We start from the raw sequence: 22,208 nt of genomic DNA on the forward strand, positions 1-22,208 counted from the left end.
GACATTAATATTTAATATGACTAATCAAACCACTTCTTATTTCTGAATAGCAAATACATGCCAAAACCAATCCCGAACATGATAAATAGAACAACAAAATATCCCCAACGCCAAGTAAGTTCTGGCATATTTTGAAAATTCATCCCATATATCCCTGCTATAAATGTCAGAGGCATGAAAATCGTCGTAATCACAGTTAACGTCTTCATGATCGTATTCATACGATAGGAATTTATGGAAACATAACTATCTCGTATATCCGCCGTCAATTCTCGATTGGAGTCAATAATTTCGGAGAGCTTAAGCAGATGATCGTAGATGTCTGTAAAATAGACTACATGCTCATTAAGACCTTCAATTTTTTCGGTATTAATAATCCGATAAAGCAGATCCCGCATGGGAACAATTGTCTTTCTAATCTTTAATAGCTTAGCTCTTATTTCAAATATTTCATTCATTAAGATATGAACCGGAACACTTTTCCCTCTTACTTCGATTTCATCTAACTGATCTTCGATTTGATATAGACTAGGGAAATATTCATCTACAAGCTTATCTATTATTAAATAAGCCGTGTATACGATACCTTTCTCACGAAACTTTTGTTGTTCGGCCATCCGATGCCATGCCTCATCAATTTCCTTAGACGGTGAATAATGAAAGGTAACTATGAAGTTAGTGCCCCAGAACATGTCCACCTCTTCCGCAGTTAACGTTTCAGGATGCAAAGCATGCAGGACAAAAAAATGAGTATCCTCATAATGATCTAGTTTAGGTCGCTGCAGATGATGATAGCAATCTTCTATAGCCAGTGGATGAAATTGAAAGTGCTTCTGTAAGAGTAAGGCCTCCTCCTTGGAAGGCGCATTGAAATCTACCCAGTACCGGTCTATATTTGCATTTTTAAGATCGTCTAATGATGAGATATGGATAATCTCCTGTTCTTCATTAACAGCCAATATTCTAATCACTTGTGTTTCCTCCTTAATTCCTTATTCTTAAACCTACATCAACCATTAAAGCTTGTCCATACACAACAGCAAAAAAGCCGCAATCGCTCGCGGCCCTCATCTTTTTCTTCGTATAAAACTCCACACCACCTTTGCCATTGGCATGCAAATCTCGATAGAAAGAATTTTTCCCAAAAATCTTTGGACACATTGTATAATAGGTGAAATTACTCTTCCGCTCTGTCACGTTAACTTCCCTTACATGAAAGTGGTGAACTCGCTTGGTACAGACACTCTTACAATTAACAGTGAAAGATATTTTGCAGAGACCGCTCTTCCACAAAGCAGAAGCCATCGCAAGCGAGGAAGCTTTGAACCGAAAGGTACGTTGGGTACATATCATGGAAGTGACCCAAGTCGGCCATCTTCTCAATGGGAATGAGCTTATTCTAAGCACAGGCATCGGTTGGCAAGACAACGAGGAGCTTAGTCTCTCCTTTTTGCAGCAGTTGATCGACAGCGGTGCTTCCGGATTATGTATCGAGCTCGGCACGTATACGAAACACCCTCTAGAACGGATGAAGAAGCTTGCCGCCCAAGAGAACTTTCCACTTATCTTTTTCCATGAAGAAGTACGATATATTGACATCACGCAGGACCTACACACTTACTTCATCCATCAGCATCACAAAATGGTATCAGACCTAGAATTACTCTCCACCCAACTGAATCAGTTACTACTCTCGGGGAAAGGATTGCAGTCCCTGTTAAAGCTGCTGTATCAAACAACACACTCGCAAGTCGCCTTCTTTCCTTTCGGCGCGGAGGCGCAGTTCGTCCCTGCCATGCCGAAAGCGAAGGCCGATGCCTTTTATGAGAAATGGATTTATGGTGAAATCTTTCAACTGCCTAATGCCAAAAGCAAACTGGCCCATCGCCCTATTTTAGCCTTAGAACATTTGTTCGCAGACCTGCTTTTATATGCCGACCAGGAACTTAGCGAATTTCAAATCCTTGCCTTAGACAGGTTCGCTACGGCCATTGCACAAGAAATGATGCGTACGAAATATATGGAGGAGAAAACGCGGTACAAACAGAATCTCTGGGTCACAGATTGGCTGAACGGCAAACATACAGGACAAGAAATTCGCGATTATATGTACGCCATCAAACCCTCCATGAAGCTGGGCCAAACCATCGTCTGTCTATTTAACATCGTATCAGCAGCCGAATCCTCGAAGGACTATGAAGATCTGCTCTTACAGAAGCAGATGATCGCACGCGCGCTATTCGAAGGTGAAGGTTTCTATCTCATGCCAACCGTCGTAGGTGATCAACTCGTGTTCATCCTACTTGACCAATTGCCAGCAATGCCTTGCAAAGAACGAATCTCTAGAGCCATACAAAGACTTCAAAAATCAGAGGCTAATCAAGAATCAATCTTGTTCTCGCCGTTGTTCGGCATCGGGAAAACATTAAATGACCCCGCTCTCGTTAAGGAAAGCTATCAAACCGCCCAAGAAACAATTGAGATTCAGAAAGATACCGATAATCATGCAAGTCCTTTCTATCTTGAGCAGCATGTGAACAAAGTGATTCTAAAAATGAAACAAACTGGAATGCTGGAGTCATTCATCGATGAATACGTTGGAACATTAATTCATTACGATCGGGAGAAAAACGGACAGCTTCTGAAGACATTGAAAGTTTATTTAGCGCTATGCGGATCCAAACAGGACACTGCTAAGGAGCTGTTCGTTGTTCGGCAAACTCTCTACCATCGATTGGATAAAATTTCAGCGTTAATTGGCGATGATTACATGCATCCAGATAAGAGGATTGCCATTGAACTCGCCCTGCACGGATACGAATATATGCATGGCGCGATCGTTTAAGCCTGCGTTTGTCCTTGTTTAAGGAGCAAGGTCACATAATACTTCCTAGCATTGGCCGTCTTTAGATGGAGATTCGCCGTTTCACCGCCGGGATGTTCGAGATCGAGCCACGCTCCTTCCAGATCTTCCTTCACCCCGACGATTTTGAACTTCTGAGCCACGAAGTCATCCAATTTCTGCTTCTCTAGCTTAAATTGCACATACTCAGACATGTGTGGCTCCCCCTTTGACAGCTTCATCTTGCTTCGACTTTTCATCACGACAAGTTGCATGATAAGTGCCTCGTTTCACGAATTTCCCGGCACCTGCCGTACCTACGAATTGTTTATTCCGAATCACATATTCGCCTCGAGACAGTACAGTGACAGGCTCCCCAGTGATCACGACGCCTTCAAATGGATTGTAATCCACATTCATATGGTGGGTTTCAGCTGAGATCGTCCGCGTAACGCTCGGATCAAAGATAACAATATCCGCGTCGCATCCTACAGCGATGGTCCCCTTTTTAGGAAATAAGCCAAAAAGCTTCGCAATCCGCGTAGACACGATATCTACGAATTGATTCAATGTGATACGGCCTTTCACTACGCCTTCTGAATATAGGATGGAGAATCGATCCTCAATGCAGGGTCCTCCATTCGGTATTTTGCTAAAATCACCTAGCCCAAGGTCTTTTTGCCCATTAAAGTTAAATGAACAATGATCAGATCCGAGCGTTTGGAGCTGTCCATTTTTCAAGGCGATCCAGAGCGCCTCTTGATGATACTTCGGTCGCAGCGGAGGCGACCATACGTATTTCGCCCCTTCGAAATTCGGCTTTTCCAAATAGGTCTGATCCAGCATCAAGTATTGCGGACACGTTTCCCCCCAGATATCAACGCCCTGATTCCGAGCTTCGGTAATTTGCTGAACGGCTTCTTCGCAAGTCACATGAACAACATAGAGCTGAGAACCAGCCAACGCGGTAAGCTTTGCCGCACGCCCTGTCGCTTCACCCTCAATCAGAGAAGGACGGGTTAGCGCATGGTATATCGGATCTGTATTCCCCGCTTCTAGCGCTTCTTTAATCAAATATTCAATCACATCGCCGTTCTCTGCGTGTACCATGACAAGAGCTCCGTACCGCTTCGCCTCGAGCAATGTCCGATACAGTGTGCCGTCGTCGGCTTGGAACACGTTTTTATAAGCCATAAACACTTTGAGCGAGGTGATCCCCTCTTCGTGAATCATTTTCGGCAGCTCTGCCAGCACCTCATCGTTGATTTCTGCAATCATTAAATGAAATCCATAGTCGATGACGGCTTTGCCTGCGGCTTTTTGATGCCAAGTTTGAACAGACTGACTCAGCGGCCGTCCTTTGTTCGTTAAACAAAAATCGATGATGGTTGTCGTCCCACCGAAAGCGGCAGCTCTAGTACCTGTCTCGAAATCATCGGCTGTAACCGTGCCGCCAAAAGGCATGTCAAGATGAGTATGCGGATCAATACCGCCTGGGAACACGTAATGACCTGCAGCCTCTACAATTTCTGCCCCCTCCTTGGGGAGGTTCAGACCTATTTGTGTAATGATTCCGTTCTCGATAAGGACGTCTGCCTGATACTGGTCAACAGCCGTCACGACCGTTCCATTCTTAATGAGCTTGGACATGGCTACACAGCCTCCTTCTTGTTGGAATCTTTGCCTTCCGACAGCTTCGCGATAGCCTCCTGCCTTTCGTTCCACGTCATTGGCGCATCCCTTCCCGATACCTCAATCATAGAAATCGCACCTTCTACGGGACAAACAATCGCGCATAAGTTACATCCTACACAATCTTCTTCGCGTACTTGCAAATAGGACTGACCCTGATCACCGGTCAACAAATCAATGCATTGATGAGACGTATCCTCGCAGGCAATATGGCATTTGTTGCAGTTAATACAGGTATCTGTGTCAATTCGTGCCACAACCGCATAGTTCAAATCCAAATTCCCCCAATCGGAGTAGCGCGGAACGGATTTACCGATCAAGTCTGTGACACTGGCGAGACCTTTTTCATCCAAATAGTTGTTCAAGCCGTCGATCATATCCTCCACAATGCGGAAACCATGGTGCATCGCCGCCGTACATACTTGAACGCCTGTCGCGCCCATCAGCATGAACTCAACGGCATCTCGCCAATTAGAAATACCGCCAATGCCGGAAATAGGTACGCCAACCTCTGGGTTTCGCGCACAATCAGCAACCATGTGGAGGGCAATTGGTTTCACTGCCGGTCCGCAATAGCCGCCATGAGAGCCCTTGCCTCCAACATGAGGAATCGTGTTCCACGAATCGATATCCACGCCTGCTAGTGAGTTGATCGTATTGATCAACGAAATCGCATCCGCTCCGCCCCGAACCGCCGCCTTAGCGGTGCTCGTAATATCCGTGATGTTCGGCGTCAGCTTCACGATGACCGGCGTCGTCGCCGCTTCCTTCACCCACATCGTCTGCGCCTCCACGAGATCCGGCTGCTGCCCCGAAGCAGCGCCCATGCCGCGTTCAGCCATCCCGTGCGGGCAGCCAAAGTTCAGCTCCAAGCCGTCTACGCCGACAGCTTCGACCTTTTTCACAATCTCATGCCACTTCTCCCGGTTCGGTTCTACCATCAAGGAAACGACTATCGCATGATTCGGAAAACGTTTCTTCGTCTCATAAATCTCTTTGAGATTGATCTCGAGCGGTCGGTCCGTAATAAGTTCAATATTATTGAAGCCTGCAACACGTTGTCCGTTGAAATGAATGGCTGCAAAGCGCGAAGACGTATTAATAATAGGATCACCAAGTGTTTTCCAAACCGCTCCACCCCAACCCGCTTCGAAAGCGCGTTGAACTTGATAGCCCGTATTGGTCGGTGGCGCCGATGCCAACCAGAACGGATTAGGTGAAGCTATGCCTGCCAGATTTATGCGTAAATCAGCCATGTTGAATCCCTCCCGATCCATTTAGAAACACCTTAAGCAGACTCATTCTGAAGTTTCACCAGTTGATTATAGATAGCATAAGCCGTTTGCTTTCCTTGCTGAGCAGCCGATACAACCATCGCTTCGCCCTGACCTTCTCCGAAAATAACGTCGCCCGCTGCATACACCTTGGGATTGGACGTTTGACCTGTTGACGGATCAACCGTAACGGTTCCTCTTGTATGTGCAAGTTCGAATTGATCAATGAGCGAAACATGCCTCGTCTGCCCAATCGCCTTAATAATGGCATCAACCTCAATGATGAATTCTGAGCCTTCAATGGGAACTGGACGTTTGCGTCCCGCTTCCACATCCACAAGCTCCATCCGCAGGCATTCTAGAGCCACGACATTTCCATTCGCATCCCCGATGATCCGTTTTGGAGCCGTGAGCCATTGAAACGCAACGCCATCCTGCTTAGCGAAATCATATTCAAAATCGTACGCTGTCATCTCTTCCTGCGTACGCCGATAAACAATTTGTACCTTTTCAGCCCCTAGCCTCACTGAGCACGTGGCAGCATCAATGGCTGTGTTCCCCGCTCCTATGACCGCTACCCGCTTCCCAATGAGCGTTGTATCCAGCTCCTGTTCCATCTTCGTAGATTCCACAAAATCAATGGCATCATACACACCCGTCAAGGCTTCGCCTTCAATACCCAGCATCGGAACCTTCGACATCCCTACAGCCAGAACAACGGCATCATAATCGCCCAATAAATCTGCGCTGCTAACATCTATGCCAACACGAGTACTCATGCGGAATTCCACGCCTAACTGCCTAACTTGCTCGACTTCCCACAGCGAAATCTCCTGGGGCAGCCGGAAAGATACGATCCCGTAGGTATCTAGCCCTCCAGCCTGCTCCTTCGCCTCAAAAACCGTAACCTTGAATCCGAAGCGGGCAAGCTCCCGAGCTGCCGATAAACCAGCAGGTCCGCCCCCAATCACAGCAACCGACTTCCCATTACTTGTCCCGGCCTTGAACAATAGTTGTTCATTCTTGATAGCCCAATCCGTCGCATAACGCTGTAAATTGCCAATCAGGATAGGCTTGGACGAATGATTGAGTACACAAGCTCCTTCACAGAGCTCCTCTGTTGGACATACCCTTGAGCAAGAGGCCCCTACCGGATTCGCATCCATAATCGTACGTGCAGAGCCTTTGAGGTTGCCGGAAGCAATCTTTTTGATAAAAGAAGGGATATCAATACCCGTCGGACAGGCACGAATACAAGGAGCATCATAACAAAATAAGCAGCGGTTCGATTCCTCGATCGCCTCTTTCGGCTTCATGCCGGATTTGACCTCGGCGAAATTGCGTTTCAAATCGGTTAAGGAAATAAATGTTGAACTCATCTTCGCTCCCCCTCCCACGCTTATAAGCTTACAATTTGATCATAGGTTTCAGGCCTGCGATCCCGATAAAATTGCCAAACATTGCGGACTTCACGGATTAACTCTTTGTCCATTTCACCGATGACCACTTCATCTTGATCTCGACTTCCGATGGAAACGATTGAACCGCGCGGGTCCACCAAGTAAGATTGACCATAGAATTCTCCCATGTTCCACGGAGCTTCGAGACCAACCCGATTAATGGCACCGACATAATACCCATTGGCCACGGCGTGAGCCGGCTGTTCGAGCTTCCAGAGGTACTCCGATGTCCCCGCTACTGTAGCGGAGGGATTGAATACAATTTCCGCTCCGCCAAGCCCGAGAGCCCTTGCTCCTTCTGGGAAATGACGATCGTAACAGATGTAAACCCCAACCTTAGCAAACGCTGTATCGAACACAGGATAACCTAGATTACCCGGTTTAAAATAATACTTTTCCCAGAACCCGCAAAAACCGCCGCCTGCCGCCACGTGCGGAATGTGATGTTTGCGGTATTTGCCCAAATAGGCACCATCCGCATCGATCACAGCAGCCGTATTGTAGTACGAAGCGATGCCTTCTCTCTCATAAATGGGCAGTATGATGACAACCCCGAGCTCCTTCGCCAATTCCCGAAAAAGCATCGTCGTTGGCCCTTGTGGTATTTCCTCTGCGGCATCGTACCACCTGGTTGTTTGTTCTGCGCAGAAATAAGGGCCGTAGAAAATTTCTTGCAAAGAAATGATTTGCGCGCCCTGCAGCGCCGCTTTACGAACCAAGGCGATATGCTTTTGTATCGCTTTTTCTTTGTGCTTGGCCACAGCCTCATCTCCATGCACATCATGCGAGGCTTGTATAAGGCCAATTTTCACTTTGCTCATGGCTGAAAGCCCTCCTTTTCCGTGGCGATCCGACGTGCGGTGCGGTATAAAAGCTCCGTGCCCAGCGTGATATCCTCTGGACTAGCATATTCTTTGGGATTGTGACTAATGCCTTCGAGGCATCGAACGAAAATCATCCCATAGTCACACACATAAGACATGGTGAGCGAATCATGGAAAGGTCCGCTCATCAGCTCTGGCGGGGTCAACCCCATCTCCCCTGCTTCCTGATGCAGGCTTTGCTTGATCCAATTCGCGCAGTAGCGGGGTTCACTGTTCGTATCTTCGCGAATCGTATAGGTAAGACCATGCTCGCGCGATACATTTTCGATTACGCTGAGCAGCTCCGCTTCCAGCGCGTTGCGACGCCGCAAATCAATGTCCCGCAAGTCAATGGTGAAGGATACCTTCTCTGGGATGATATTGCGGGAATCAGGAAACACCGTAAGGGAGCCTACTGTTCCAACGGTCGGTGCACCTGGCTCCTGCCGCACTAGCTCGTTAAGCGCCACAATAATTTTGGCGCTGCCTAGAAGTGCGTCTTGGCGCATAGACATCGGCACTGAACCAGCGTGCCCAGCGAATCCGTTCATCTCCACTGTGAGCCATAATGGACCAGAGATACCGCTTACGATACCAATCGGAGCATCAAGTGACTCCAGAACTGGCCCTTGCTCGATGTGCAGCTCCAGAAAAGCACCAATTCGGTCTTCTTGATATACGTAGCTTTCGAAGTCAGCCGGGTCGCACCCGAACTGAATCAAAGCTTCCCTGCGTGTAATGCCATTTTTGTCCGTACGCTCCAACTCATTTTCTTCAAGCTTTCCGGTCATTCCCCGAACGCCGAAAAGCCCTTTGTTGAAGCGACAGCCCTCTTCATCGCAGAAAGCCACAACTTCAATATTGCATTCAGGCGTTATCCCTTCCTCCACCAGCGTTTGCACCACTTCGATCGCACCAAGTACACCTATCGCACCATCAAATCTACCGCCATAAGGCTGCGAATCCACATGAGAGCCTAGCATGAGAACTGGCGCATTTGAATTACTCCCCTTAAGTACCCCGATTAAGTTGGCGAATGGATCGATTGATGCTTCCATCCCAGCTTCTTGCATCCACCTTTTCACTAGCTCGATGCCTTCTCGATCTTCTTTAGACAAGGCAAGCCTGCATACGCCCGTTTCTCCAATTTTCCCGATTTGAGCGAGCTCCTGAATTCGCTGTTGCAGTCGTGAAGCGTTAATTTGTATCTGAGGTGCTTTAGGCAAGACCTATCATCCTTTCTCCTGATTGGCATCAAACACAGCAAGCAAGGTTTTGATGATAAAAGCAACATCCTCGTCAGTCGAAGATAACGGAGGACTAAGCGTGAGAATGTTAGCGAATCCAGGCACTGTATCCCCGTTCCTCCCTATAAGCAAACCCTTTTGCTTGCAGCCTACAATGATCTTCATTACACGTTCAGCTGTCGCCGGAATCTTCGACTCTCGATCTTCTACGAGCTCGATGCCCATCGCTGATCCGAATATGCGTATCTCGCCAACATGGGGGTGGTCAAGCAGCGGTACTAATTGAGCTCTAAATGTGTTTCCGATGTGAGCAGAGTGCGCAACCAGGTTTTCTTTTTCCAAAATTTCCATATTTTTTATTGCAACAACGCAAGAGACTGGATTTCCTCCAAACGTATTGATGTGTCTTAAATGGCTGGTCGCTTCTTTATCTTTGAACGATTCATACAATTCAGCCGAAACAGCGGTTGCAGAAAGAGGCGAGTACGCACTGGTCAAGCCTTTGGCCATCGTCACAATGTCCGGTCTCACGCCATAATTCAGATGACCGAACCTCTCGCCGGATCGACCGAATCCGCAAATCACTTCATCAACAATGAGCAGCACATTATACTTATCACAAATGCTGCGCACCATCGGCAGGTACTCGTCCGGAGGAACAATCATTCCGCCTCCCGTAATCACTGGCTCCACGATTACGCCAGCAACAGAATCGGGTCCCTCCCATATAATGGCATCCTCGATGGCTTTGGCGCATTGAAAACTGCATGCCCCCTTCGTCTGGCCGAATGGGCAGCGATAACAATACGGCGGCGGCACATGCTGAAAGCCCACACCGAGCGGTTCATATTTCAACTTTCGCTGTGCTTGCCCAGTTGCACCCAATGCCCCCATTGAATTCCCATGATAAGCGCGATGCCGCGAGATGAACTTATATTTGGATGGCTTCCCGTTCTGATGATGGTATTGACGAGCAATCTTGAAGGCCACCTCATTGGCATCGGACCCCGAATTCGAGTAAAAGATTCGATATTCGCCCTCCAACCACTCATTCAATTTCGCCGCTAATTCAATTGCAGGCACATGGGATTGAACGAGTGTAGCATAAGCGATTTTCATCATTTGCTCAGCGGCTGCTTCCGCAATCTCTTTTCTGCCGTGACCCACATTCACGCACCATAATCCGGACATGCCATCCAAATAGCGATTCCCATCCACATCCGTAACCCAGCTTCCCTCGCCAGAAGCAAGTATCATCGGATTTTCGTTATGTGCTGACATGTGATGCCACACATATTTGCGATCTTTCTCAAGCAGATCCTCCTTCGTTAGCAGACCACTAACCTCGTTAGCGCTCATAAGCCCAGCTCCTCTCTCCTGATGATGTAAAGAAGGATCGCAGACTACAGTCATCCACGATCCTCTTGCCTTGCCTTTCCAATACTCACTTGCCCTGTAAAATCGTTTTATCAATAGCCGCAGTCAAATCGGCTGGTTTCTTAATCAAGCCATATTTAAGCGCAATGTCCGCTGTCCGTTTCACCGACTCATCAACGAAAGAACCGACTTGCTCATTCGTAAATCCATCTGGCTTCACAAGCTTCGCCATTTCCTTCAGCATCGTCGTTTGGTGTTGTTTCGTTGTACTGCCTGCCGTTACACTTTTCATCACGATATCGACAACTTCATCCTGATGCTCAATCGCATAATTCCAGCCTTTCAGAGTCGCTCTCACCGCTTTAACTGCGAGATCATGGTTCTTATCGACCCAGTCTTTCTTCGCAATGAGCGTATCCTCCAGCATCGCAACACCGGCATTATCAAAATCAAACACATTCAAATCTGTTTCTTTCACACCGCTCTCAAGCACAACATAGTACTCGTTATAAATCGTCGCTGTCGCTACATCCAGCTGATCCCCAAAGAATTGATCCATCGTAAAGCCTTGTTTCACCAATTGAATGTCTTTCTTCGGGTCAAGTCCGTTCTTCTCCATAAAAGCAAGCACTTGGAACTGCTGGCTGCCCATCCATGTCCCGACCTTTTTGTCCTTCATTTTGGCTGGCGCATCGATTCCGGTCGATTTTTTGGATAACAGACGGTACGAACTTTTCTGCGTCACTTGCGCCAAAGAAACGAGAGGCAATCCGTTGTCACGGTTGACTAACAAAGAGTCAAAGCTCGATACGCCGATATCGACAGCGCCATTCACAACTTGCTGCTCGATGATGACATCCGGTCCGCCCGGCACAATTTCTACATCGATCCCTTCATCCTTGTAAAAGCCTTTCTCTTTCGCGGCATAGATTCCGGCAAACTGTGATTGCGGCACCCATTTCAACTGAATTTTGACCTTTTTGAGCGGCTCTGCCGAAGAAGACTTGGTTGCACCTGCTGCGGTAGAAGCACCTGGCGTTGTGGTTGCTGATTTGTCGGAAGCACATGCTGAGACGATAACTAAAACCATGAACGCACTAAACATCAAAGCCAATTTACCAGTAAGGATTCTCTTTTTCAATCGAACCAACCCTCTCCTATATATTTCTATGTATATAAAGATGATGTCATCCCTTGATGCTAATGTTAAAAAATCATTTTCATTTAGCGATTGGAAATTGACCACGGTATCAAGCTTTTTTCTACAAGTTGAATGATCGTATATAAAACAATTCCCAGGATAGCTGCGATAACAATACAAGCCCAAGCTAAGGGCATATTGGCCAATCGGATTTGGTCCGAAAGCAAGTAGCCTAAGCCACGAGATGCAATGAAAAACTCCCCCACGATCGCGCCAATGATACTCGTTGACATGTTGATTTTAAGGGCCGAGAATATCGATGGTAAGGCTCTGGGTAATCTTAGTTTGAGAAAAAGCTGTCTGGTGCTTACCGCGTACGAAGTCATTAACTCGAGGTAGGACGGCTCAATGGAACGCAACCCCTTGTAAGTGCTAACCGCCATAGTAGCCATGGTCATCACAGAGACGATCCCCATTCTGGATGCGACGCCATCTCCCAGCCAATTATTCATGATCGGCGCAAGCGCCACGATCGGAACCGCATTAAGCGAAGCCATGATCGAGATCGCACCGGCGCCCGCCTGAGGCCGAAAGGAAGCCGCGATTGCAGCAAGCCAGCCCAGCAGCGAACCTATAAGGAAGCCGCCGATGATTTCTACACTTGTGTACAGCGTGTAAATGCGAAGGATATCGCCATTCTCGCGCAAGGCTGTGAGGATTTCCGAAGGAATAGGCAGCTGATAGCGTTCTAAGCTGAATAAGGTGTGTATCCCTCTGAATTGCCAAAGCAGGAAGAATACAAGGCCGAATAAATACGGGAATAGCTTTAAAGGCTGAGTGAACATAGCCGTGTAGCCTGCTCGTGCTTTTCGAGTGGACACTCGAGTTGGTTCTTCTAAACTTGCTAGCGGCGTCAATGCAGCTTGTTGGTCTTTGTTAAAAATGACCTCCTTCATGAGCCTCCCCTCCTGCTTTCGCGGAAATCAGGCTGCCAAGGTGTCAGCCATCTTTCTAGGAGAACTAGCATTAGAAAGGTTGTGAAGCCGATGGCAATCGAGATCAATACCGTGCACCAGAACATGTACACTTGTGCAGCTCCATAGTACAGCGAGCTAACCATTAGCACGCCAATTCCATCGGGAGCCCCCATTAGCTCAACGATGATGGAAGCTGTGATCGCCAGCGGAGCTGAGATCTTGAGTCCAGCGAACAGCCCCGGCAGCGAAGATGGCAGCTTGAGCTTCAGGTAGCTATGCCAAGTTGAAGCAGCTAGCGAGCGCATAAGCTCCAGCTGTTCAGGCTGCACACTGCGCAGCCCGCGAAGAGAATTGATGGTGACAGGGAAGAATGTCACATAACCTGCCATAACGATCCGCGAAAGACTCGGATCATGTAAGATGCCATAGAGAATCGGCGCAAGGCCAATGATGGGCACCATTTGAGAGGCGACCATATAAGGAGTTAGTGTTTGTTCAATCGTTTTGGAGAGGCTCATCGAAATGGCTAAGGCAGTGCCGAAAATGGTTCCAACCAGGAAGCCAGTCATCGCATTGCCGAACGTTGTGAGACCCTGCTTGATGAGGGTGGGAAGATTGTCTTGTAAGGAGGTTATCACCTTATGCAAATAAGGTAGTTTGGAGTCGGGTTGGGAGACTTGAATCACGTTATGGATCAGCCAAGCGAACACTTCCCAGAGGAGGAGCAATGCCGCTATCCAACAAGCAATAACAGCAGCTTGATGCCATTGTCTATCCAATTTGATCATCAAAGGCATCACTCTCCTCGTAGAAGCAATTTCGAATGGACGCGGTCAACGCGTGGAAACTTTCCGATTCTCGGGTTTTTAAAGTACGATCCTCTCCCAAATCGACGTGGTGAACGGAGTGTACTCGACCGGGATTTGCCGATAAAACAATGATGCGATTGGATAAAAACACGGCCTCCGGAATACTATGAGTGACGAAAACGATCGTCTTGTTCGTCTTTCTTTTGATTTCAAGCAATTCGAATTGCAGTTTCTCTTTTGTGAATTCATCAAGTGCCGAGAAGGGTTCATCCATAAACAAAATAGGCGGATCCAGCGATAAAGCTCGCGCAATAGCAACTCTTTGCTGCATGCCGCCACTTAGCTGCCAAGGGTAATAATCTTTGAATTTCGTCAAACCTACGGTTTCAAGGAGTTGATCGACCATACTTCGATACTCGGCGCGATTACGCCCCATTACTTCTAGGGGAAGCTCCACATTTTCGCGTACGGTTCGCCATTCGAACAGCGTGGGATTTTGGAACACAATACCGAATTTTCTGCGCAACCGCACTTCCCGCGGATGTCCCTTTTGAATCATAATTTGCCCGCTTGAGGGCTGCAGCAGGTCGGCCATCAGCCGCAGCAGCGTTGATTTGCCGCAGCCTGAAGGCCCAAGTAAAGATACGAATTCATTCTGGGCTACATCGAACGTGATGTCTTGGAGTACAGTCACTTGCCTTCCTTTTTTCCCAAACACCATGCAGACGCCATCTACCGATATTTCCACTTTCTGCTGGGAAAGATCTGAATTCATAGTGTCCCTCCTCATACTTTGCTATTGCGTTATGTAAATGTTATGTATCTTTACTGTATATGTTATATTATATAACTTGTATGACGATTTACATTATACAAAGTGTCCCAAAATTAGACGCTGCATTTGACATAGTGTAAAACAGGTAATAAAAACAAGTCCGCAGCAAGTATAAATCTTGATCCCCCTACTCTATTTTTTATCATACATGGGGAAACCAGCTGTTCGATATGAGGCTCACTGAATTACTTATTACATAACATATATTATGTAAACAAATTTTATACGAATAACCCTCTTCTCACGTTTATCCATAATTTGCTCATATTCTCTATTTCTTCATTTTGATAGAATATTTAAGTAACTACATAACTTCTAGGAGGAAATTCATGAGAAAGTTTATTCTTTCAAGCGTAATGGCGACAAGTCTTTTATTCAGCGGAATCGCAACTGCGGCGCCATCAAATCAGTACATTGCTACTGATGCTGACACGTTCTGGACCATTTCACAGAAGTTCAATGTTTCATTATCCGATCTTATCGTAAGCAATCCAAACGTTAATGAGCGAAATATCTACGCAGGTGTTGTTATCAATATTCCTGTTAAGGCTCCTATTAAACAGAGCTGGGAAGTAAAAGCAGATGCCATCATTGCAACAGGAATGAAGCAGCTTGGAACGCCGTATGTATTTGGCGGCAACACACCGTATGTTGCTTTTGATTGCTCTGGCTTTGTACAATATGCGTTTAATCAACACGGGTTTAACCTTCTTCATTCGTCATTATTATTGAGTCAATTAGGAACACCTGTAGATAAAAGCAATCTGCGTAAAGGTGATCTTATATTTCTTCAAGATACTTATACAACCGGAGTCTCCCATGTAGGTATTTATCTTGGAAATAACAAAATTCTTCAAGCAGGTACGATGGGAACGAGAGAAGTAAAGATTAGCACTTTCTTTGGTACTCCCTACTATGATGCTCATTATTGGGGTGCACGTCGTTTAATTAACTAGTACAAGGATAAACGACTCCGTCGTCCTTCAGGGACGAGTGCGTTTGTCAAGGTAGATGCGAAGCAAAAGTATAAAACTTATACTTTCTTATCTACTGAGAAAAAGCCGGTTTTCACCGGCTTTTTTCGTTCTTATAAATAGTATCCTAAGCTGTTACAGTGGGTTCAAGCACAGTAAGCCTGTTATTGTATGTATTAAGGTTAACATTCGCTCCAATGGGGATTGCCGCTTTATAAAGGCCATGAGCTGTGCTTACATTGGTCATGAGAGGCTTTCCTAGAGGAACAATCAACCCAGTTATTAAGTCATTATAAGTCGTAGAATAAGATATGGAGCAATTCGTGCATTGTCCCATTACTACACCGATGCAATCTTGAAATTTCCTTGCCATTATTAAATGAGTCAGATGTCGGTAAATCACATTCGTTGCTTCGTGCGTCTCTTCTATGACCAATATTTTGCCGGACGTATCAATTTCGTATGGAGTTCCAAGTGTATCAACAAATGAAGTGAGATTCCCCCCTACGATCGGACCTCTAACATTTCCTTCAACCAGGCTGGTCTGCTGCATGCCGGGCGGATTCTGAATCACTCTTGGACTACTGAGGGTTGATGTAGCCGAATAAAATTGGTTGAAGTTATACGTTGGTGTACTCGTGCTAAAATCAATTAACAATAGACTTTGAAAAGTAATTAAGTTAGAGAATTGGTACAGGATATTCAATAAAATCGTGATATCACTGTATCCAGTTACGATTTTAGGATTATTTTTTATAATCGTATAATTTAGGTATGGCAAAATATCTTTGACCCCTGTCCCTCCTCTTGTAGGTAATATCATCTTCACATTGCGATTTTCAAACATACTCATAAGATCTTCTGCACGTTGCTGTGCTGTTGAGGCAACAATGCCACCATAAGCATACGCATATTTCCCCACTACTACATTGAATCCCATATTTTCAATTGTTTTAATTCTTTCATCAATAATATTTGCGTCAAGAGGACTTCCTAAAGTAACAATTCCGATGGTATCACCCCTTTGTAAAATGGGGGGCTTTATAGCCATAAATATGCCTCCTACCAAAGAGAACTTATTCAATATTGGATCCTGCTTTGTAATCTCTTTGTTGCCTTATATGCGTCACTCGAGCTGATTATTACTTTTCCCGTTCTATATCCCCATTCCTACCGGAATAAATGCCGAAACCCTGTTCATTGCATCCTGCTTTTGTTTATCTCCGACATGAGTGTAAATCTGCGTGGTCTGGATGCTCGCATGGCCAAGTAATTCCTGCAAAGTTCGGATATCCGTCCCTGCCAGAACCTGCATCGTGGCAAACGTATGGCGAAGCTTGTGACTTGAGATCGACTTCCCTTGTAGTTCGGCATACTGCTTCTTCAGCACCTCGAAATGCTTCTCTGCAATCGTTTGAATCATACGAACACTAATTCGCCTACCAAATTGAGAAACAAAAAATGGCTGCTCCACCGAGCTCCTTGTATTCATTCGTTCCATCAAGGCTTTATTCAGAACTTTAACCAGTTCGGCAGGAATAGGGATAACACGCCATTTCCGCCCTTTGCCAAACACCTGCAGCGTACTCGTTGAACGATTGAAATCAGCGATGTTTAGTCGATGCAGCTCACTAACACGCAAACCCGCATAACTCATCAATAGAAACATGGCCACATTCCGGATCTGATACTTTCCCTCGATCGATTGTAAAAACACAGCAAGCAGCTGCTCGCTGAGAAACGTGGGAATTTGGTTTTTCTCGACCTTTGATTTTTTTACGTTTAGTGAAGGGTTGCTCTGGACAATTTGGAGTTCGATCAACGCCGCGAAAAATGTCCGAATCGAAGATAAATAGCGATTACGCGCGGCATCTCCTGCACCACCCTGTCGCATTTTCGTCAAGAAGCGCATGATATCAATGGCCTCGATTGTCGGCAAAGTTTTCTCTACATTGGAAAGGAATAACCGAACATCCCCTAAATAAGCTTGTTGTGTACGTTTTGTAAAACCCTGATCCTTCATCCATGAGTCAAATAGCTCCAAATACTCATCATCATACTCATACACTTGCCCCAATCCTAGTCACTCCGTCCGTTACGATCTAAGTTGCGTTAAATATAGATTTAGTGCAATTTTTTGACAGAAAAAAAAACGGTCAATTAACGCTTATCCTGTGTAACGAGCAGCAAAATAAGCTTATTAACCGTTTTCCGATTTTAATCCCGCGGGTACTCGACTTTCATAATGTCCATGAACGGGACTTTATCAATTTCACCATTCACTTCCATATGTACTCTACCGGTCCGAGAATCCATTGTCGTGATAAGCCCGCGAACAGGTTCTTCACGCCCCCAAACCGTCAGAACAATCTCGGAGTTCTCCTGCTTCGCTTCAGACAATTGATTACCGATTTCTTCTAACACAAATTCATCCCGCGTTGGTCTTTTTGCTACTTTCGCTTTCGCCATCTCACGTTCCCCCTGGATTATAGATCACCTTGACGGCGATAATATTTCTTTGACACGTCCAACCTGTCCATCTGCTAGTCTTACTTTTATCCCATGAGGATGGGTAGGTGAATTGGTTAATAAATCTTTGACAATTCCACGCGTCAACTTCCCGCTGCGTTGGTCTTGCTTCAAAACAATATTCACTTCAATACCTGGAATCACATCTTTACGATTTTGGCCATTCATGTTGTGTAAGTCGCCTGCTTTCTTTCAATTGTGTGCTTTATTATAACATAGTTTCCCACCATTCCCCATCAAGTTGACTACATTTGTAAAACCCTTTACAACGGCTTACTAAATCAATACGATTAATCTACAAAATAAATATCGAAGTCGCCAAAACAGAAGGAGTAGCACTTATGAGTCGATCATGGCCGTTACCTGACAAGCCCTGGATCATGCACCAAACCTGGAATGATTTACTCTTTGCTCATTGGCCCATTCCCACCGAAACATTAAGACCACTCCTACCAGCCCATATCCCCATTGACACCTTTGACGGAACAGCATGGATCGGCGTTGTCCCCTTTCACATGTCGGGCATAGCACCCAGAGGTATACCTCCATTACCTTATTTTTCTGCTTTTCCAGAAATTAATCTTAGGACCTATGTAACCATAAACGGTAAACCTGGCGTTTACTTTTTCAGTCTAGATGCCCATAATCGATTCGCTGTTGAAGCGGCACGTTTCGCTTTCCATCTTCTGTACTTTTATGCGCATATTCAAGTTCAACATCGACCCAATAGCACCATATACTACCAATGTTTACGAAAAGATAAACGTGCACGACAAGGTGAATTTACTGGTGAATATCGCCCATCATCCGCTATACGATTATCGAATCATGGAACTCTTGAGTATTGGTTAACCGAACGTTATTGTCTCTATTGCACAGATCGACGCGGTAATGTATATCGAGGAGATATCGATCATGAGCCATGGCCCTTACAATCAGCTGAAGCTTCAATCTACGTCAATACACTCCCTTATTCATTTGGAATTCAGCTTCCAGATACACCACCGCTTTTACATTTTGCTAAAAAATTAAAGGTTAAAATCTGGGCACTCGAAAAACTTTGCCTTACATAATAATACGATATACTTACTCCGAAGTTCGAGAAAATATAGTTAACAATATTAATATTTAATGTGATTAATTCAAATAAAAACCACATCTTAACACGGTTTTTCTATCATTTCGTGCTTTTTCCTATTTAAAAAAGCTTATTTCAGTTAAAATTATGACAGAGATGGCATTCGTTTCCGAGAGGTTGTGATTCAAGGATGATGATCAGTGGAATTTCTGTTTTCTTATTGCTTTGTATCGGAAGCTTACATGTGTTCTGGGCATTTGGCGGTCACTGGGGAAGCAGAGTTGTTATCCCTGCTACAAGCGGATCAGGAGAACTAACGTTTAAACCTGGTACAATAGCCACTTTAATCGTAGCCCTTCTCTTGTTTATCGGTGCACTTTTACTGTCTATTCAAGGACGCTTACTTCCATCCCTCCCTTCATATCCATGGATTAAATGGGGCTGTTGGATATGTGTCTTCGTTTTTGGACTCCGTGCAATTGGGGATTTCAAGTATGTGGGTTTATTTAAGAGGGTCAAACAAACTCGTTTCGCAACATATGACTCCCTTTTGTTCACACCGCTTTGCTTATGGCTATGTTTCACATTTTATTACACGCTCATTTACAGCTAATTTCGCCCGATGCTATGAACATGATTAGATTAAACCAGGCTTCATCCAAAATTTGCCTTGGAGCTTACACGGAGGGAATACACGATATGCCAAGATTCATGGACTATATGATTAGTCCTTATCCGCTTCGGATCGTTACATTACCTATTGATTCAAGTAAATTAAAGCTGCAATCCTTGATTATCCGTGCAGTCGGGCATCTTCCAGGCCGTATTTCCTTTCGATCTAATGCTTCATTTGAGAAATGGGCATTTGTCTATATAGCCGGTGGAAAAGGCTCCTATCAAGTCGATGGCGGCGGCGTCCAACACATTGAAAGCGGCAGTCTGTTCTTCCTACGACCTGGAGCTGTTTATAATTATGGACCCGATACAGACGGTTATTGGGATGAGTACTACTTCTCATTCGAGGGAAGCCGTATTGCGGAATGGCTGGGCAGTTGGCTTACACAAGTCGATTTGGCGAAGCAGGTTGGGCATGAAGATGCCGCCCAGCACAATCGAATCGAGCGTATTTTTATCCTTATGGAAAGCGGTATACCTGATAATATAGACCGTGCTGCCTTGCTGCTTGAATCCTTGCTTTTTGAATTTATTCTTGAAAATCAAGTATCGGCAGAGACGACAAAAACGCAGCAATTGATCGATCTCATGGACGACCTAGCTAATTCGTTATTCGAGCCTTTTGACGCGATACTAATAGCAAAACGTCACCATATCTCGCTTTCTACGCTACGGAGGATCGTGAGTGAATATACCGGTTACCCGCTAGGTGCTTATATTCACCGCTTGAAAATGGCAGCTGCGAAAAATATTCTTTTAAATACGGACGATACGGTAAAGGAAATCGCAGATTCGCTTGGTTATAAAGATGTTTTTTACTTCTCACGGTTATTTAAGAAATACGTCGGTGTGTCACCACTTATTTATCGGAACAATATGCAGGTTTAATTTTGTTTACATAATTAATATTATGTAAATTCGATTTTTATATAAAATAATCGTGTCGTCTAGTACGACTTGTCATATGGCAGCATATGATAAAGTAGAAAGAAAATCTTCCTACGGGGAGGTGAATCTAAATGACACTTACACTTACGGGTTGGATGCTCTATTCGATGTTGTTAGTTCTGGGCTTTATGGGGCTTAGCTTTTTACTAGGCTTGTATAAAGCACTCAAAGCTGGCAGCTTTTCCAGCACTCTGATTCTGACTTATCTGCAAGATATGCTGTTCTATGTTTTCCCTTTATTTTTAATTTCCAATATGATGTCCCTTGATCCAACAGGCTTCGTATTATTAATTGCTTATTACGTCGGCGCACTTGGACTTGTTCTCAAGTATCTGGCAAATTTCAAAAAATAAAATGTATCCGCATTCAAAGAATGCTATTATATGAGCTCATTAGAACACTAGAGCAAAAAGGCTGCCGATTTGTAACGGTGGCCTTTTCATTTGGGAGACCTTATTCAGAACAAATATGCGCGGAAAACGCACTTACAGCAGGAGCTTTGCGAGCCGAAGCTCGTCGACAGTGTCGGAGAGGTCGGAAATTGACTTCTCAGCTGACCGTCCTTTTCATTTTGTAAGATATTACTTGTTCATCTTCCTATCCTCCAGTTCATTTTACAAAACTTATCCACAGATCGGCATCTTTCATAATTTCCTGTAATTTCCTATACAATAAAAAAAAAGCAGTTTGCACCATGGCAAACTGCATGTGATAAGCTTTTTAAAATCGAGGTAAATTAGATAAATTGTTGCTAGGATCGCCATCCGGATAAGATCGGAGCGTTTTTTGACCTTCACGATTCTTTCCAGTGTTCACATCTTCAATCAATCCTGCTTCTGTCATGGCAATGGCATTTGCAATATCAACGATCCTACCGTCTTGGAATTGAACCGCACTGATGCCGCCATCTCCATAATGGACCGATTGAATAATCGCTTTGTTGGGGTCTATCGTGTGTGGACCTGCACCATACTGCGTTCCATCCCGCATAAAAGTGCCATATTGGGTTGGTTGACCATTCGCACCATAGCCGGTATATCCCCCTTGAAAGCCTACATTTCTCGCATCTGCATTGTTGATTCCTGTGTTTCGTTGACCATATTCGGCATTCATGTTGCCCGAAGAACCTGGAACTGGCATTCCACCTTGGGAAGATTGGGTTCCGCTGTTACGAGCTTGTGGAATAAATGACTGCTGCCCGCTTTGTCCCGCTTGCTGGTAAATCTGAGCATTTGGAATCGGTTGACCATTCCATGCATAATTCGCGTTGTGAGTAGGTTCGACCGCATTGCTATAATTTTGACTGGGTTCAAACTGTGTATTCGTCAACCCATACGGTTGATTCTGCATCATCGGTTGTTGCATCGGTTGTTGCATTGATTGTTGTCCACGTCGGCGTCGTGCCATAGATATCAGCTCCTTTGTTAATTCTAAAGCGGCTTCCACCTATAGCATGCGTCACCTCTATGAAGCTTATCCCTTTTAAC

24 protein-coding genes are annotated in these 22,208 nt (G+C 45.3%); 6 read left to right on the forward strand and 18 right to left on the reverse strand.

Annotation, left to right across the window (positions count from 1 at the left end):
• Window positions 1–20: 20 nt before the first annotated feature.
• Both corA and ASG93_RS13470 read right to left on the reverse strand, forming a co-directional pair.
• Window positions 21–971 carry a magnesium/cobalt transporter CorA gene (corA, locus tag ASG93_RS13465; protein WP_056832698.1) on the reverse strand — a complete coding sequence of 317 codons (951 nt, stop codon included), beginning with the start codon at window positions 969–971 and terminating at the stop codon, window positions 21–23.
• A gap of 13 nt (window positions 972–984) precedes the next feature.
• Complete coding sequence (locus ASG93_RS13470; RefSeq protein ID WP_056832700.1) at window positions 985–1,197, reverse strand: hypothetical protein; 213 nt, start codon at window positions 1,195–1,197, stop codon at window positions 985–987.
• 34 nt (window positions 1,198–1,231) lie between these two features.
• On the opposite strand from ASG93_RS13470, the gene ASG93_RS13475 reads away from it, so the two are divergent.
• Window positions 1,232–2,845 (forward strand): PucR family transcriptional regulator, encoded by a 1,614-nt coding sequence (locus ASG93_RS13475; RefSeq protein WP_056832702.1) that lies wholly within the window; start codon window positions 1,232–1,234, stop codon window positions 2,843–2,845.
• Here ASG93_RS13475 and ASG93_RS13480 read toward each other — a convergent pair.
• The 11 genes from ASG93_RS13480 to ASG93_RS13530 form a co-directional block, all read right to left on the reverse strand.
• Window positions 2,842–3,057, reverse strand: coding sequence for a hypothetical protein (locus ASG93_RS13480; RefSeq protein WP_056832705.1), 216 nt, complete (start codon window positions 3,055–3,057; stop codon window positions 2,842–2,844). The two genes, ASG93_RS13475 and ASG93_RS13480, sit on opposite strands and share 4 nt — an antisense overlap.
• Window positions 3,050–4,492, reverse strand: coding sequence for a dihydropyrimidinase (gene hydA, locus ASG93_RS13485; protein WP_056832708.1), 1,443 nt, complete (start codon window positions 4,490–4,492; stop codon window positions 3,050–3,052). The genes ASG93_RS13480 and hydA overlap by 8 nt, the downstream gene beginning before the upstream one ends.
• Before the next feature lie 2 nt (window positions 4,493–4,494).
• Complete coding sequence (preA, locus tag ASG93_RS13490; protein WP_056832709.1) at window positions 4,495–5,790, reverse strand: NAD-dependent dihydropyrimidine dehydrogenase subunit PreA; 1,296 nt, start codon at window positions 5,788–5,790, stop codon at window positions 4,495–4,497.
• Between the two features lie 32 nt (window positions 5,791–5,822).
• A complete protein-coding gene (locus tag ASG93_RS13495) occupies window positions 5,823–7,187 on the reverse strand; it encodes an NAD(P)-dependent oxidoreductase (protein ID WP_056832711.1) in 1,365 nt (454 codons plus the stop codon).
• Between the two features lie 20 nt (window positions 7,188–7,207).
• Window positions 7,208–8,089 carry a nitrilase-related carbon-nitrogen hydrolase gene (locus ASG93_RS13500; protein ID WP_056832714.1) on the reverse strand — a complete coding sequence of 294 codons (882 nt, stop codon included), beginning with the start codon at window positions 8,087–8,089 and terminating at the stop codon, window positions 7,208–7,210.
• Complete coding sequence (locus ASG93_RS13505) at window positions 8,086–9,357, reverse strand: M20 family metallo-hydrolase (protein ID WP_056832716.1); 1,272 nt, start codon at window positions 9,355–9,357, stop codon at window positions 8,086–8,088. The genes ASG93_RS13500 and ASG93_RS13505 overlap by 4 nt, the downstream gene beginning before the upstream one ends.
• A 6-nt stretch (window positions 9,358–9,363) precedes the next feature.
• Complete coding sequence (locus ASG93_RS13510; protein WP_056832718.1) at window positions 9,364–10,737, reverse strand: aspartate aminotransferase family protein; 1,374 nt, start codon at window positions 10,735–10,737, stop codon at window positions 9,364–9,366.
• A gap of 85 nt (window positions 10,738–10,822) precedes the next feature.
• A complete protein-coding gene (locus ASG93_RS13515; RefSeq protein ID WP_235550845.1) occupies window positions 10,823–11,896 on the reverse strand; it encodes an ABC transporter substrate-binding protein in 1,074 nt (357 codons plus the stop codon).
• 83 nt (window positions 11,897–11,979) lie between these two features.
• Entirely contained in the window at window positions 11,980–12,852 is an 873-nt protein-coding gene (locus ASG93_RS13520) for an ABC transporter permease (RefSeq protein ID WP_056832720.1), read from the reverse strand.
• On the reverse strand, window positions 12,849–13,661 hold the full coding sequence (locus tag ASG93_RS13525; RefSeq protein ID WP_056832722.1) for an ABC transporter permease: 813 nt from the start codon (window positions 13,659–13,661) through the stop codon (window positions 12,849–12,851). Before ASG93_RS13525 ends, ASG93_RS13520 begins: the two co-directional genes overlap by 4 nt.
• Complete coding sequence (locus tag ASG93_RS13530) at window positions 13,645–14,457, reverse strand: ABC transporter ATP-binding protein (protein ID WP_056832724.1); 813 nt, start codon at window positions 14,455–14,457, stop codon at window positions 13,645–13,647. Before ASG93_RS13530 ends, ASG93_RS13525 begins: the two co-directional genes overlap by 17 nt.
• A 389-nt stretch (window positions 14,458–14,846) precedes the next feature.
• On the opposite strand from ASG93_RS13530, the gene ASG93_RS13535 reads away from it, so the two are divergent.
• Window positions 14,847–15,473, forward strand: coding sequence for a C40 family peptidase (locus tag ASG93_RS13535; protein WP_056832726.1), 627 nt, complete (start codon window positions 14,847–14,849; stop codon window positions 15,471–15,473).
• Between the two features lie 145 nt (window positions 15,474–15,618).
• Here the strand turns inward: ASG93_RS13535 and ASG93_RS13540 are convergent, their stop codons facing one another.
• The 4 genes from ASG93_RS13540 to ASG93_RS13555 form a co-directional block, all read right to left on the reverse strand.
• On the reverse strand, window positions 15,619–16,542 hold the full coding sequence (locus ASG93_RS13540) for a S66 peptidase family protein (protein ID WP_056832729.1): 924 nt from the start codon (window positions 16,540–16,542) through the stop codon (window positions 15,619–15,621).
• Window positions 16,543–16,647: 105 nt separating this feature from the next.
• The gene (locus ASG93_RS13545; RefSeq protein ID WP_235550854.1) at window positions 16,648–17,559 is read right to left on the reverse strand and encodes a tyrosine-type recombinase/integrase; all 912 of its coding nucleotides are present in this window, start codon (window positions 17,557–17,559) and stop codon (window positions 16,648–16,650) included.
• Between the two features lie 149 nt (window positions 17,560–17,708).
• Window positions 17,709–17,960 carry a YolD-like family protein gene (locus ASG93_RS13550; protein ID WP_056832731.1) on the reverse strand — a complete coding sequence of 84 codons (252 nt, stop codon included), beginning with the start codon at window positions 17,958–17,960 and terminating at the stop codon, window positions 17,709–17,711.
• 24 nt (window positions 17,961–17,984) lie between these two features.
• The gene (locus ASG93_RS13555; protein WP_056832733.1) at window positions 17,985–18,188 is read right to left on the reverse strand and encodes a YwbE family protein; all 204 of its coding nucleotides are present in this window, start codon (window positions 18,186–18,188) and stop codon (window positions 17,985–17,987) included.
• Window positions 18,189–18,361: 173 nt separating this feature from the next.
• On the opposite strand from ASG93_RS13555, the gene ASG93_RS13560 reads away from it, so the two are divergent.
• The 4 genes from ASG93_RS13560 (at window position 18,362) to ASG93_RS13570 (ending at window position 21,074) form a co-directional block, all read left to right on the forward strand.
• Window positions 18,362–19,093: a YqjF family protein gene (locus ASG93_RS13560; protein ID WP_056832735.1), complete on the forward strand. Its 732-nt coding sequence runs from the start codon at window positions 18,362–18,364 to the stop codon at window positions 19,091–19,093.
• Between the two features lie 195 nt (window positions 19,094–19,288).
• Window positions 19,289–19,711, forward strand: a complete 423-nt coding sequence (locus tag ASG93_RS34165) for a DUF3995 domain-containing protein (protein ID WP_082614897.1) — start codon at window positions 19,289–19,291, stop codon at window positions 19,709–19,711.
• 86 nt (window positions 19,712–19,797) lie between these two features.
• Window positions 19,798–20,661, forward strand: a complete 864-nt coding sequence (locus ASG93_RS13565) for a helix-turn-helix domain-containing protein (protein WP_056832737.1) — start codon at window positions 19,798–19,800, stop codon at window positions 20,659–20,661.
• A 131-nt stretch (window positions 20,662–20,792) separates the two neighbouring features.
• Window positions 20,793–21,074 carry a hypothetical protein gene (locus ASG93_RS13570; protein WP_056832739.1) on the forward strand — a complete coding sequence of 94 codons (282 nt, stop codon included), beginning with the start codon at window positions 20,793–20,795 and terminating at the stop codon, window positions 21,072–21,074.
• 367 nt (window positions 21,075–21,441) lie between these two features.
• Here ASG93_RS13570 and ASG93_RS36340 read toward each other — a convergent pair whose 3' ends face one another.
• A complete protein-coding gene (locus tag ASG93_RS36340; protein WP_235550846.1) occupies window positions 21,442–22,128 on the reverse strand; it encodes a DUF3892 domain-containing protein in 687 nt (228 codons plus the stop codon).
• Window positions 22,129–22,208 lie beyond the last annotated feature (80 nt).

The organism is Paenibacillus sp. Soil787, assembly GCF_001429545.1.
Taxonomy (GTDB): domain Bacteria; phylum Bacillota; class Bacilli; order Paenibacillales; family NBRC-103111; genus Paenibacillus_E.

Bases quoted from the DNA above. Each gene is read 5' to 3' on its own strand.
- ASG93_RS13530 (WP_056832724.1), bottom strand. From the start codon at position 14,457: ATGAATTCAGATCTTTCCCAGCAGAAAGTGGAAATATCGGTAGATGGC.
- ASG93_RS13510 (WP_056832718.1), bottom strand. From the start codon at position 10,737: ATGAGCGCTAACGAGGTTAGTGGTCTGCTAACGAAGGAGGATCTGCTT.
- ASG93_RS13495 (WP_056832711.1), bottom strand. From the start codon at position 7,187: ATGAGTTCAACATTTATTTCCTTAACCGATTTGAAACGCAATTTCGCC.
- ASG93_RS13540 (WP_056832729.1), bottom strand. From the start codon at position 16,542: ATGGCTATAAAGCCCCCCATTTTACAAAGGGGTGATACCATCGGAATT.
- ASG93_RS13560 (WP_056832735.1), top strand. From the start codon at position 18,362: ATGAGTCGATCATGGCCGTTACCTGACAAGCCCTGGATCATGCACCAA.
- ASG93_RS13535 (WP_056832726.1), top strand. From the start codon at position 14,847: ATGAGAAAGTTTATTCTTTCAAGCGTAATGGCGACAAGTCTTTTATTC.
- ASG93_RS13500 (WP_056832714.1), bottom strand. From the start codon at position 8,089: ATGAGCAAAGTGAAAATTGGCCTTATACAAGCCTCGCATGATGTGCAT.
- ASG93_RS13570 (WP_056832739.1), top strand. From the start codon at position 20,793: ATGACACTTACACTTACGGGTTGGATGCTCTATTCGATGTTGTTAGTT.
- preA (WP_056832709.1), bottom strand. From the start codon at position 5,790: ATGGCTGATTTACGCATAAATCTGGCAGGCATAGCTTCACCTAATCCG.
- ASG93_RS34165 (WP_082614897.1), top strand. From the start codon at position 19,289: ATGATGATCAGTGGAATTTCTGTTTTCTTATTGCTTTGTATCGGAAGC.
- ASG93_RS13525 (WP_056832722.1), bottom strand. From the start codon at position 13,661: ATGATCAAATTGGATAGACAATGGCATCAAGCTGCTGTTATTGCTTGT.
- ASG93_RS36340 (WP_235550846.1), bottom strand. From the start codon at position 22,128: ATGGCACGACGCCGACGTGGACAACAATCAATGCAACAACCGATGCAA.
- ASG93_RS13555 (WP_056832733.1), bottom strand. From the start codon at position 18,188: ATGAATGGCCAAAATCGTAAAGATGTGATTCCAGGTATTGAAGTGAAT.
- ASG93_RS13480 (WP_056832705.1), bottom strand. From the start codon at position 3,057: ATGTCTGAGTATGTGCAATTTAAGCTAGAGAAGCAGAAATTGGATGAC.
- hydA (WP_056832708.1), bottom strand. From the start codon at position 4,492: ATGTCCAAGCTCATTAAGAATGGAACGGTCGTGACGGCTGTTGACCAG.
- ASG93_RS13565 (WP_056832737.1), top strand. From the start codon at position 19,798: ATGCCAAGATTCATGGACTATATGATTAGTCCTTATCCGCTTCGGATC.
- ASG93_RS13550 (WP_056832731.1), bottom strand. From the start codon at position 17,960: ATGGCGAAAGCGAAAGTAGCAAAAAGACCAACGCGGGATGAATTTGTG.
- ASG93_RS13520 (WP_056832720.1), bottom strand. From the start codon at position 12,852: ATGAAGGAGGTCATTTTTAACAAAGACCAACAAGCTGCATTGACGCCG.